Below are 12,125 nucleotides of genomic sequence, written 5' to 3'. Positions count from 1 at the left end.
TGGACCCGCAGCAGTGGTCCCCGCAGGATGTTCGCGGGTAACGGCATGCCGTAGCGACCGGCTGCGGAACCCGCCTCGCCAGCGACATTCGATCCGCCTGCAGTCGATGGAGGAATAAACCGGCCCCTCCTGGCGTTCCTCCGATACCGGCTTCGGCAGTGGCTGCCGTCGCGCATCGGGAAAGCCGGCGGTCCGCCGCTCAAGAAATGGATAGGGAGCACCGCGACATGAGCAACGCATTCAGCCAGATCCGACACGCCGACGGCCGTGCATACTACCAGGGCGCTCCGCTGTCCCTGGCGGAAGCGCAGATCATGCTCAACGACGACATCCTGCGCGGCAGGGTGGGCGTCGGGGCCTATCTGCGGGTCGATGGCGGGCGTCTGGTCCTGGTGAACGGCCCTGCCCTGCGGCGGTCGGTCAACCGGCCGGTTCCGGCATCCCTCAGCCCGCGCGGGGACCAGCGAGGATGATCGCCGCCCCGGCCAAACAGACCAGCCCGCCGGCCGCATCCCAGCGGTCCGGCCGCGCGCCTTCAACCAGCCACAGCCACAGCAGCGACGCGGCAATGTAGACTCCGCCGTAGGCCGCGTAGGCGCGGCCGGCGAAATCGGCCTCCGCCCGCGTCAGCAGCCAGGCGAACAGGCACAGGCTGGCAATTCCCGGCAGCGTCCACCACAGCCCGCGCCCCAGCCGCGCCCAGGCCCAGAAGGCGAAGCAGCCGGCGATCTCCGCCAGGGCCGCCGCCCCGTACAAGGCCAGCGTCGGCCACACCGCCCGCTCCATCCAATCCCCACTTGGCCGCCGTCACCCGATTGCGGCGATGCTGCAGGGCGCCCGCGTCGCCGTCAACCGCCAGGGTATCCACCCGGACAAGCCAAATCGTTGCGCCGCGGCACATTGCGCCACAGCTCGTTTCAATTTGCACCGTCAATATTTCAGCCCGTTCATGGACTTGGCCATGGGCACGGCATAAATTTTCCGAGACTGGAGGCATAGCGAAATGTTCTTGGACGCATCCAATCCCATGCAGGACGCCTTGGAAACCATCCGGGCCACCGATGTGATCTCGGACGCCAAGAAGCAGGCCCTGCGGCAGGGATTGGAGGCGCTGCGCCGCCGACACTGCCCTCAGCACCTCCAGGCCACCGGCTGCTGTGACGATTGCACAACCCGTCACCGTTGCCTGAACGCGGTTCTCGACCTGCTCGGGTCCTGAGCGCCGTGACGAAAGCATGCCGATGAGCCCCCCGACCGCTAAGCGCCCGCTCGACGCAGGCGCGCTCGACGACGAAGCCGTGCTCTGCTCGATCGAAATCCTGGCTGAAGCGGTGGAGATGGCGTTCGTGCCGGGCATCCTTGAACTGCGCACGCTGCGCGATGCGCTGCAGGAGGCACGGCGGACCCGGTCGCCGGCGGCGGTGCAACTGGCCTACAGCGCCTTCAGCCGTGTGGACGGAGAGTTCCGCAACCGGATCAGCCATCACGCGCTGACGCTGGCCACGCTGCGGCGTCGCAGCGCCGGCCCGGCTCCTGTCGGTGCCTCCGCATCGGACCGGTCGGCCGGCCGCGGTATCGACGGCCCCCGCCGGGCCTGACGGTCGGCCGCGTCCGGATTTGCCTATGGTGTATTATTTTTAACGGAGCCTTTTTCCTTCGGGCCTGTTGTCCATGCATAACCAACACACAAGGAGGTTGCCGCCATGGACAAGGACCGCATCGAGGGCGCCGCCCGCTCCGTCAAGGGCTCGATCAAGGAAGCCGCCGGCAAGCTGACCGGCGACAAGAAGACGGAGACCGAGGGTCAGGCCGACAAGGCCGCCGGCAAGGTTCAGAACACGATCGGCGGCGCGAAGGATGCAGCCCGCGACGCTCTGAAGTAAGCCTCGGGCCGCTTCAGGAAAAGCCCCGGCGCCGCATTGGATGCGGCGCCGGGGCTTTGTCGTCGAAAAGGCTCTCCGCACATCGGCTTGCCGGAAATGAAGCTCACGGAAATGGGCTGTTGCCGCCCCACCCGCCCCTATCTATGATGCGCCGCCCCGGCCGGATGGCCGAACGACGCGCTTAGATTCGGGTCCCATGCTCCAGTTCATCCGCAATTTCGCCGGCTCCTGGGTCGTCAAGATCCTGTTCGTGCTGTTGATCCTCAGCTTCGGCGTTTGGGGCATCGGCGACGTGTTCCGTGCCTCCACCCCCACCACCGTCGCCGAAGTCGGCAAGGTGGAGATCGGGCAGCAGACGCTGGACCAGGAATTCCGCCGGCAGATGGAACGGCTGCGCCCGATGCTGGGCGGCACCCTGACCACCGAGCAGGCCAAGCGCTTCGGTCTTCTGGAACAGTCGCTGCAATCGCTGATCCAGCGCACGCTGTTCGACCTCGCCGCGACCGACATGGGCATTTCCGTCGGCCCTGAGGTGATCCGGCTGCGCATCGCCGACGAGCCGGCCTTCCGCAACCAGCAGGGCCAGTTCGATCCCAACATCTTCCGTTCGGCGCTGCGCAACGCCCAGCTGACCGAGGATGCCTATGTCGCGATGATCCAGCGCGAGACGGCGCGGCAACTGGTCGCCGGCGCAGTCGCCGCCGGCATGACACCGCCGCAGCCGCTGGTGCAGGATCTCTACCGCTTCCGCGGCGAGAAGCGCGTGGCGGAGGTCGTGACCCTGCCCAACGCCGCCATCGGCGATGTCGGGGTGCCAGACGACGCGGCGATCAAGCAGGCCTATGAAGACCATCAGGTCCGCTTCACCGCCCCGGAATACCGCTCGCTGACCGTCGCCCGCCTGTCGCCCGACGCGCTGGCCAAGGACATCAAGATCGACGAGTCCGAACTGCGCAAAGCATATGAGGAACGGGCGAGTGAGTTCGGTGCGCCGGAAAAGCGCACCGTGCAGATGCTGGTGATCGATGACGAGGCGAAGGCGAAGCAGATCGCCGAATCCGCCAAGGCCAAGGGACTGGCCGAAGCCGCCAAGGATGCCGGCCAGGAGCCGGTGACGCTCGACAACATCGCCCGCACCGACCTGCCGGAAATCGGCGACGCCGCCTTCGCGCTGGAAGCGGGCAAGACCTCCGATCCGGTCAGGAGCTCGCTCGGCTGGCATGTCATGGCCGTCACCGGCGTGACCCCGGCGACCACCCGCAGCTTCGAGGATGTGCGTGACCAGCTGGCGAACGACATGAGGAAGGAGCAGGCGCTCGATTCGGTCTTCTCCATTGCCAACCGGGTCGAGGACCAGCTCGCCAGCGGTGCGTCGCTGGACGAGGTGGCGCAGGCCCAGGGGCTGGCATTGACCAAGGTCGCCGCCATCGACAGCACCGGCAAGGCGCCGGACGGCAAGGACGCCGCTCCGGACCTGTCCGGCCTGAAGGCGATGCTGCCCGCCGCGTTCCAATTGAAGACCGGCGCCACCTCCAACCTGACCGAAGGCGAGGGCAGCGTCTTCACCGCCGTCCGCGTCGACAGCGTGATCCCCGCCACGGTCCGTCCGCTGGCCGACGTCCGCGATCAGGTCATCGCCGACTGGCAGCAGGACCAGCGCGCCGAGCGTGCCGCCAAAAAGGCGGAGGAGATCGCCGCCCGCCTGAAGCAGGGTGCGGAGGCCGCGGCCCAGGACATCGCCACCCAGGCCGGCGCCAGCTTCGCCATGACGGCGCCCTTCACCCGCGACGCCCAGTCGGTCCAGGGACTGCCGGGCGACATGGTCGCCAAGCTGTTCGGCGCCAAGCCGAACGAGGTGGTCAGCGGCACCACCGCCGACGCCCAGGTCATCGCCCGCCTGAAAGAGGTCATTCCGGCCGATCCGAAGGCTGCCGATGCCGATCTGACGCCGGTCCGTGCTTCGGTCGAGCAGGGCCTGGAGAACGATCTGGTGGCGGAGTTCACCAACGCGCTGCGCGACAAATATCCGGTCAGGATTTATCGCCAGCGCATCGACCAGTTCTTCGCCAGCAACTGAGGCTCCGGCTTAGCCGACAGCCTAGCAAGAGGTCTCGTGCCGTGAAGGTCCAGCCCGATATCGCCAGCTTCGACGCCGTCTACGCCGCCGGTCGGCCGCAGGTGGTGTGGACAACGCTGGTCAGCGACCTGGAAACACCGGTCTCCGCCTATATGAAGCTGGCGGACGGGCGTCCCTTCGGCTTCCTGCTGGAATCGGCGGAGCGCGGGGCCGGATCGCGGCGCGACCGCTATTCGGTGATCGGCTTCAAGCCGGACGTGGTGTGGCGGTCGCGGGACAACAGGGCGGAAATCAACCGCGATGCCCTGCATGACCGCGACGCCTTCCAGCCGCTGGAGTCCGCACCGCTCGAGGCACTGCGCGCGCTGATCAACGAAAGCCGGATTCCACTGCCGGAGGAACTGCCGCCGATGGCCGCCGGGCTGTTCGGCTACATGACCTACGACATGGTGCGGCTGATGGAACGGCTGCCGGACAACAATCCGGACGAGCTGAACATCCCCGACGCCATCCTGACCCGGCCCAGCATCGTCGCCATCTTCGACAGCCACACCGATTCGATCACGCTGGTGACGCCGGTCTGGCCGAAGGCGGGAAAGGATGCCGCCACGGCCTACGCCGACGCGCGGGAACGGCTGACCGATGCGTTGGCCGACCTGGAACGTCCCCTGCCCTACCGGCGCGAACCGCGGACCGAGAACGGCCTGCCGCTGGCCTGGACCTCCAACACGACGCGCGAGGAGTATCACGCGATCGTGGAGAGGGCTAAAGAGTACATACGCGCCGGCGACATCTTCCAGGTCGTGCCGTCCCAGCGCATCCGCTTCCCCTTCAAGCCGTCGCCGCTGTCGCTGTACCGCACGCTGCGCCGCCTGAACCCGTCGCCCTTCCTGTTCCACTGCGACTTCGGCGACCTCACCGTCGTCGGCTCCAGCCCGGAGATCCTGGTGCGGGTGCGCGACGGCAAGGTCACCGTCCGTCCCATCGCCGGCACCCGCAAGCGTGGGGCCACGACGGCGGAGGACGAGGCGCTGGCCGCCGACCTGCTGAGCGATCCGAAGGAGTTGGCCGAGCATCTCATGCTGCTCGACCTCGGCCGCAATGACGTGGGCCGGGTGGCGAAGGTCGGAACCGTCAAGGTGACGGCCAAGATGGTCGTGGAACTCTACAGCCACGTCATGCACATCGTCTCCAACGTCGAAGGCGAACTGGATCCGAAGTTCGACGCCCTCGACGCGCTGGTCGCCGGCTTCCCCGCCGGCACGGTGTCCGGCGCGCCCAAGGTCCGCGCCATGGAGATCATCGACGAGCTGGAAAAGGCCCGCCGCGGCGTCTATGCCGGCTGCGTCGGCTATTTCGGCGCATCCGGAGCCATGGATACCTGCATCGCGCTGCGCACCGCCGTGCTGAAGGACGGCATGATGTATGTCCAGGCCGGCGGCGGTGTGGTCGCCGACAGCGATCCCGAGGCCGAGTATCAGGAGACCGTCAACAAGTCGATGGCCCTGATCCGCGCCGCGGAAGAGACGCTGCGCACGACCGCGCGCGGGTAAACGTCTCCGACATGCCAATAAAAAAGGCCGCTGACGAAGCGGCCTTTTCCATGTTCGGGCAATCTGCGCTCAGTCGTCGCCGCCGGCCGGCATCGGGCCGTGGGGCAAGTCCGCCTTGCCACCGCGGTGGAACAGGTTGCCGACGAAGCGGCCGAAATCCTCCATGTAGAGGTAGAGCGACGGCGTGATGTAGAGCGTCAGCACCTGCGACACGCACAGACCGCCGACCACGGCGAGGCCCAGCGGTTGGCGCAGCTCGGCGGCGGCACCATGGGCGATGGCGATGGGCAGCGTGCCCATGATTGCGGCCATGGTGGTCATCATGATCGGGCGGAAGCGCAGGATGCAGGCCTGCTCGATGGCATCGTGCGCCGACATGCCGTTGCGCCGCGCCTCCACCGCGAAGTCGATCATCATGATCGCGTTCTTCTTCACGATGCCGATCAGCATCAGGATGCCGATGATGGCGATCATGCTGAGTTCGGTGTCGAACAGCATCAGCGTGCCCAGCGCGCCGATCACCGCCGACGGCAGGCCGGACAGGATGGTCAGCGGATGGACGAAGCTCTCATACAGCACGCCCAGCACGATGTAGATCACCAGCACCGCCGCCGACAGCAGCAGCGCCTGCCCGGCCTGGGCATCCTGGAACACCTGGGCGGTGCCGGCGAAGCCGGTGGTGATGGTGGGCGGCAGGCCCATCTCGCGCTCCGACTCGCGGATCATGTCGACCGCCTGTCCCAGCGAGGCGCCGGGCGCCAGGTTGAAGGACAGGGTGACCGCCGGAAGCTGGCCCTGGTGCGCCACCGCCAGCGGCCCGGCCGTACGCTCCACCCGCGCGAAGGCATCGAGCGGCACCAGCTTGCCCGACGTGGTGGAGCGGACATAGATGCGCGACAGCGAACTGTCGTCACCCTGGTATTTCGGCTCCAGCTCGATCAGCACCTGATAGTCGTTGCTGGGGGTGTAGATGGTCGAGACCTGCCGCTGGCCGAAGGCGCTGTAGAGGGTCGAGCGCACCTGATCGACGCCGATGCCCAGCGTCGCCGCCTTTTCGCGGTCGATGTGGACATAGGCCTGCGGATTGTTCAGCTGAAGGTCGCTGGTGACGTCCTGCAGAATCGGGATGCCGTGCAGGGTCTGTTCCAGCCGGGCCGACCACTGATAGAGCTCGTCCAGGTCGAGCCCCTGGATGGTGTACTGGTACAGGCTCTTGGAGGTCCGGCCGCCGATGCGCAGGTTCTGCACCGGCTGCATGTAGACAGCCATTCCGGGAATGCCGTTGACCTGACGGCGCAGCTGCTGGATCACGTCGCCGATCGCAGGGCGCTCCGCACGGGGCTTCAGCGTGACGAACATTCGGCCCTGGTTGCCGGTACTGCCACCGACACCGACGGAGGAGATCACGTCGACCACCGCCGGGTTCGCCTTCATGATGGCGGCGACCTGCTGCTGGCGCTCGGCCATGGACGGGAACGCGATGTCGGCCCGCGCCTCCGTCGTCACCTGGATCTGGCCGATGTCCTCGGTCGGGAAGAAACCCTTGGGGATCGCCTGATAGAGCACCGCCGTGCCGATGACGGTGGCGATCATCACCAGCCCCATCAGCGGCCGATGGCGCAACGTCCAGCGCAGGGTGCGGGCATAGCCATTGAGAAGGGCCGAGAATCCACCCTCCAGCATTCGGCCGAACCAGCCCTCCTTCCCGCCATGGGCGTTGTGGACGAGGAAGCGGGAGCACATCATCGGCGTCAGCGTCAGCGACACGAAGGCCGATGCGGCAATCGCCATGGTCACGACCAGCGCGAATTCATGAAACAGCCGCCCGACCACGCCGCCCATCAGCAGGATCGGGATGAACACCGCGACCAGCGACAGGGTGATCGACAGAATGGTGAAGCCGATCTCGCGCGATCCCTTGATGGCGGCCTCGAACGGCTTCATCCCCTCTTCGACATAGCGGACGATGTTCTCCATCATCACGATGGCGTCGTCCACCACGAGGCCGACGGCCAAGGTCAGCGCCATCAGCGAGATGTTGTCGACCGAGAATCCCATCAGGTGCATGCCGCCCGCCGTCGCGATCAGCGAGATCGGCACGGCCAGCGCCGGGATCAGCGTGGCGGAGAGCCGGCGCAGGAACAGGAAGATCACCAGCACGACCAGCACGATGGTCAGGGCCAGGGTGAACTGCACGTCCTCCACCGCCTGACGGATGGATTCCGAGCGGTCATTGACGATCTGGATGGCGGCGGAGGCCGGAAGCTGGGCCTGGAACACCGGCACCAGCTCGCGCACCCGGTCGACCACGTCGACGGTGTTGGCGTCGGGCTGGCGCTGGACCGCCAGCATGATGCTGCGCGTGCCGTTCAGCCAGCTGGCGGTTCGGTTGTTCTCCACACTGTCCAGCACCTGCGCCACGTCGCCCAGCCGCACCGGCGCGTTGTTGCGGTAGGCGACGATCAGCTCGCGGAAGGCGGCGGCATCGGGAAGCTGCGGATTGGCCGCGATCACCAGCTGCTGCTGCTGACCGGTCAGGGTGCCGACGGGGGTGTTGGCGTTGGCCGCGGCCAGCGCCTTCTGCAGCTCGTCGATGCCGATGCCGCGCAGCGCCAGCGCATTGGGGTTCACCTGCACCCGCACCGCATATTTCTGCGAACCGTAAATCTGCACCTGCGCCACGCCCGGCAGGGTCGCGACCTTCGGCTGGATCAGCGTTTCGGCGATGTCGTTCAACCTAGCCAGCGGCAGGGTCGGCGAGTTCAGCGACAGGAACAGGATCGGCTGATCCGCCGGGTTTACCTTGCGGTAGCTGGGCGGCGTGGTCATGTCGGTCGGCAGCCGGCGCTGGGTGCGGGCGATGGCCGCCTGCACATCGGCCGCCGCCGCGTCGATGTCGCGCTCCAGCACGAACTGGATGGTGATGCTGGTGTTGCCGAGCGTGCTGTTGGAGGTCAGCGTATCGATGCCGGCGATGGTGGAGAATTCCCGCTCCAGCGGACTGGCGACCGATGCCGCCATCGTCTCCGGCGAGGCGCCGGGCAGCGTGGCGGTGACACTGACCACCGGAAAATCCACCCGCGGCAGCGCCGCGGTGGGCAGCTGGCGATAGGCGGCGAGACCGCTCAGCACCAGCGCCGCCGTCAGGAGAATGGTCATCACCGGACGGCGGATGCAGAGTTCGGACAGGTTCATGTGGCACCCCCGCCGGTCTTGCCCTGGGTCAGCACGCTGCGGCCGGCGGCATCCTGGGCGGCAGACCCCTGCTGGCGGTCGCCTTCGGCGGTTTCGCCGGACGATGCACCGGCGGGCTTGCCGCCGGACCGCTCCGTCACCTTGGCTCCGGGGGACAGGCGCGACTGGCCGTCGACCACCACCCGTTCGCCGGCCTGCAGGCCTGAGGCGATGATGCTGAGACCGCCATGGGTGCGCTCGACCGTGACCGGGCGGACCTCCACCGTCTCGTCAGCCTTGACGACATAGACGAAACGGCCCCTCTGGCCGGTCTGGACCGCAAGATCCGGTATGGTCAGGGCGTCCGGCTCCACCCGCAGCGTCAGCACGGTGTCGACGAACTGGCCCGGCCACAGCCGGGTGTCGGCGTTCGGGAATTCACCCTTCACCAGGATGGTGCCGGTCTGCTGGTCGACCTGGCTGTCGACGAAGGACAGCCTGCCCTCCGCCGTCTCACCGCGGCTGCCGGCGATGGAGGCGGTGACCGGCAGAGTCCCCGTCGCCATCGCGGCGCGGATCGCCGGCAGGTGCTTTTCCGGTACGTTGAAGGCGACGTTGATCGGGCGCAGCTGGGTCAAGGTGACCAGCGGGTTGGTGTCGGCGGCGCGGACCATGGTGCCGACCTTCGCGTTCACCGTGCCGGTGCGCCCATCCATCGGCGCGATGATGCGGGTGAAGCTGAGCGACACCTTCGCCGCCTCGATCGCGGCGAGATCGGCCTTCACCGTGCCTTCCAGCGCGTCGGCGGTGGCAACGGCGGCATCGAAGGTTGTGCGGGATATGGCACTGGTGCGAACCAGCTCCGCATAGCGCTTCACGTCGCCCTTCGCCTTTTCCAGGTTGGCGCGGTCGCGCTCCAGATTGGCCTGGGCCTGGCGCAGCTGCGCATCCAGCGCACGGCTGTCGAGGGTGAACAGCGTGTCACCCGCCTTGACCTCCTGCCCCTCGGCGAAGTTCACCGTCTCGACCACGCTGTCGACGCGGGCCTTGATGGCGATGGCGGCGATGGGCTGGACGCTGCCGATGGTGACGATCTGCTCCGGCACGGACAGCACCGCCACCTTCTGTGTCACCACCGGCACCGCACGGGAAGCCGCCGGCGCCGCGTTTGCCTTGGCGGTTTGGGATTGGCCGCCGGTCAGACGGGTCCCATACCAATAGTACCCGCCGCCGCCGAGCAGAGCCGCGACCAGCAGGGCCAGGAAAAGCCGTCTCATCCGTTGGGACTCCAAATGCCGGGGGCGGGCTTGCGCTTATATGAAAGGAGGCAGATTGGTCAGTCCGGACATCAGGAAGTCGATCACGGAACGCTCCAGCGCCTCGCGCGGGCGCTCGTCCATCTGCATGATGCCGCCGCGCACCATGCCGATCACCAGAAGCGGGACGATTTCGAGATCGATCTTGCGGAACTCGCCCGACGCCATGCCGTCGGCCATGACCTGCTGCAGGGCGGTCGCGGTCCGCTCGCTCCGACGGCCGATGATCCGGCGCGTGCGGTCGGCAAGGTCCGACTGGTCGCCGCCCAGCCGCTTCAGCGTCTGCAGTTGCTCGCTCAACGTGCCGACCAGGGCGGAGACCATGGCCGACAGGCGGACGGAGGCCGGAACCTGCTGCGGAGCGATCTCAGCGTTCAGCCTCTCCTCCAGCCCGCCGAGCGCCCGTTCCAGGGACTCCAGATAAAGCTCCTCCTTGGAGGGGAAGTAGCGGTACAGCGTCGCCTTGCCGACGCCCGCACGCTTCGCCACCTCCTCCACCTGAACGGAGGCATAGTCGCGGCCGGCGAACAGCTCCGCAGCGGCGTTGAGGATCACCTCGCGCCGCCGAGCCCGCCAGTCAGGTATCTCTTCCGCATCGAGAGGCATGAATGGAACCCAGGGGTTTCGAAAAAGACGATAGTGGAGTTCCTTAGAGTGTCAAGGAACCGCACTCCAGTAAAAATGAATTCGGCGTCATCGTTGAAAGCCTATCGCGGACAAGGGATTGACCGCTTCCGACGGAGACCATCATACGCTGTGCGGATGCCGGGGCAGGATCATTCAAACGGGAAGGGCGCGGGCTCCGGAATCCCAAGGCTACATCGCCTGAAACGCCGCAACCCGCGACCATAGAGCGGACTTGCCATCATCGACTGCGCACCCTTGCGGGCATGGCAGGTCAGCTCCGCGTGGTGGAGGATCGGCCGGTGCCGGTCGAGCCGGTGACACCGGTGGTGGAACCGGCCGTGCTGTCGTCCCCCTGCAGGCCGCCCGTCGTCGGAACCGCGGCCGGCAGACACCGATGGCATGCGCCACCGAAACCGGTACGTCCGCGTTTCCCGAACAACAGGGGAGACCAAATGGCGTTCCGGATTTTTACCGGCCGCCAAAGGCCCAACTGGAGAGTTTTGGCATGGAGTTTGCGTGGTAAAGAGCGGTTGGTTCCACGCATCACTTGCGGCTTCGGCGCTTTATGCACCGAAGCCGCTTTCTTTTGCGCCCTATTGGTGGGCAGATACCTTGAACTGCTTAATTTTCAAGCGGCCGATCGAGCAGACGGGCAACCGCAATCCCCAACTCTTCGTTGAGGAATGGTTTGTAGATGATATCGTCCGCATTGAACATGCGCGTCATCTTCAGGAGATAGCCCGCCGGCATGTTGGGAGCGCCGCCGGACATGGCGAGAATCTTCACGTCGGGTTGTGCGGTGCGCGCTGCCTTGATCAGCTCGATCCCGTCCACCTCGGGCATCAGCACGTCGGTGACGATGAGATCGAAGCTGCAGCGGTCCAGCGCGCGGATGGCGGCACGGCCATTCTCCGCCTCGGTCACGTCGAAGCCGCGGCCTTCGAGATAGCCTGCAACCGACAACCGCACGGCGGGTGAGTCTTCAACAACCAGGATGTTTGGCCGAATGGCACTCACCATCACACATCCGGCCCCCTTTCGGGAACCGCCTTATCGCAAGGCCGGCTGCAACCGGCGGAATATGCCCCGACGCCTCGTCTCCACTGTCATCCGCCCAACGCCGCAACGGCGGCAGCCGCATCGGCATGGATTTCGAACAGCGACGAGAAGCCGCTGACATCGAACACCTCACGGATATGCGACGCCATGGCCGACAGGGCGATGGCTCCGCGCTTCGCCCGGGCCGCCTTGGCGGCGACCAGCAGGCAGCGAAGCCCGGCAGAACTGATGTAGGAAAGCTGTTCCATGTCGACAACGAGCCGCGTGCCCTCGGCCCCGATGGCCGACAGCAGCGCTGCCTCGAACTGGGCTGCGTTGCCGCTGTCGATGCGGCCTTCCGCGCGCAGCACGGTGACGCCGTTGACCGACTGTTCGGTAATATTCATCCCCTGACCTCGCCTTCGCTTAGCTGGATCTTACCCGGTTCTTTCCTATC

12 protein-coding genes are annotated in these 12,125 nt (G+C 66.6%); 6 read left to right on the top strand and 6 right to left on the bottom strand.

The genetic code is table 11. The features are described 5' to 3' along the window. Positions 1-227: 227 nt before the first annotated feature. Positions 228-473: a hypothetical protein gene (locus A6A40_RS04430; protein ID WP_063634301.1), complete on the top strand. Its 246-nt coding sequence runs from the start codon at positions 228-230 to the stop codon at positions 471-473. On the opposite strand, the gene A6A40_RS04425 is transcribed toward A6A40_RS04430, so the two are convergent. Next, a complete protein-coding gene (locus tag A6A40_RS04425) occupies positions 445-786 on the bottom strand; it encodes a YnfA family protein (RefSeq protein ID WP_063634299.1) in 342 nt (113 codons plus the stop codon). The genes A6A40_RS04430 and A6A40_RS04425 overlap by 29 nt on opposite strands. Before the next feature lie 217 nt (positions 787-1,003). On the opposite strand from A6A40_RS04425, the gene A6A40_RS04420 reads away from it, so the two are divergent. The 5 genes from A6A40_RS04420 (at position 1,004) to trpE (ending at position 5,513) form a co-directional block, all read left to right on the top strand. Then, the gene (locus tag A6A40_RS04420) at positions 1,004-1,219 is read left to right on the top strand and encodes a hypothetical protein (protein WP_063634298.1); all 216 of its coding nucleotides are present in this window, start codon (positions 1,004-1,006) and stop codon (positions 1,217-1,219) included. Positions 1,220-1,241: 22 nt separating this feature from the next. Then, positions 1,242-1,598: a hypothetical protein gene (locus A6A40_RS04415; RefSeq protein ID WP_063634296.1), complete on the top strand. Its 357-nt coding sequence runs from the start codon at positions 1,242-1,244 to the stop codon at positions 1,596-1,598. Positions 1,599-1,703: 105 nt separating this feature from the next. Beyond that, positions 1,704-1,883 carry a CsbD family protein gene (locus A6A40_RS04410; protein ID WP_063634294.1) on the top strand — a complete coding sequence of 60 codons (180 nt, stop codon included), beginning with the start codon at positions 1,704-1,706 and terminating at the stop codon, positions 1,881-1,883. Between the two features lie 196 nt (positions 1,884-2,079). Next, positions 2,080-3,960 carry a peptidylprolyl isomerase gene (locus A6A40_RS04405; RefSeq protein WP_063634293.1) on the top strand — a complete coding sequence of 627 codons (1,881 nt, stop codon included), beginning with the start codon at positions 2,080-2,082 and terminating at the stop codon, positions 3,958-3,960. Positions 3,961-4,001: 41 nt separating this feature from the next. Further along, positions 4,002-5,513, top strand: coding sequence for an anthranilate synthase component I (gene trpE / locus A6A40_RS04400; protein ID WP_063634291.1), 1,512 nt, complete (start codon positions 4,002-4,004; stop codon positions 5,511-5,513). Positions 5,514-5,582: 69 nt separating this feature from the next. Here the strand turns inward: trpE and A6A40_RS04395 are convergent, their stop codons facing one another. From A6A40_RS04395 to A6A40_RS04375, 5 genes are all read right to left on the bottom strand, one after another. Continuing rightward, positions 5,583-8,708, bottom strand: a complete 3,126-nt coding sequence (locus A6A40_RS04395) for an efflux RND transporter permease subunit (RefSeq protein ID WP_063634289.1) — start codon at positions 8,706-8,708, stop codon at positions 5,583-5,585. Further along, positions 8,705-9,964 carry an efflux RND transporter periplasmic adaptor subunit gene (locus tag A6A40_RS04390; RefSeq protein ID WP_063634287.1) on the bottom strand — a complete coding sequence of 420 codons (1,260 nt, stop codon included), beginning with the start codon at positions 9,962-9,964 and terminating at the stop codon, positions 8,705-8,707. Before A6A40_RS04390 ends, A6A40_RS04395 begins: the two co-directional genes overlap by 4 nt. A 36-nt stretch (positions 9,965-10,000) precedes the next feature. Next, on the bottom strand, positions 10,001-10,609 hold the full coding sequence (locus A6A40_RS04385) for a TetR/AcrR family transcriptional regulator (RefSeq protein ID WP_063634286.1): 609 nt from the start codon (positions 10,607-10,609) through the stop codon (positions 10,001-10,003). Between the two features lie 642 nt (positions 10,610-11,251). Next, the gene (locus A6A40_RS04380) at positions 11,252-11,650 is read right to left on the bottom strand and encodes a response regulator (protein ID WP_063634284.1); all 399 of its coding nucleotides are present in this window, start codon (positions 11,648-11,650) and stop codon (positions 11,252-11,254) included. 86 nt (positions 11,651-11,736) lie between these two features. Then, on the bottom strand, positions 11,737-12,075 hold the full coding sequence (locus tag A6A40_RS04375; RefSeq protein ID WP_014247385.1) for an STAS domain-containing protein: 339 nt from the start codon (positions 12,073-12,075) through the stop codon (positions 11,737-11,739). Positions 12,076-12,125: the final 50 nt, after the last annotated feature.

Origin of the sequence: Azospirillum humicireducens (assembly GCF_001639105.2) — a bacterium.
In the GTDB taxonomy this organism is placed as follows: Bacteria; Pseudomonadota; Alphaproteobacteria; order Azospirillales; family Azospirillaceae; genus Azospirillum; species Azospirillum humicireducens.
This window is presented reverse-complemented; position numbering and strand designations above follow the sequence as displayed.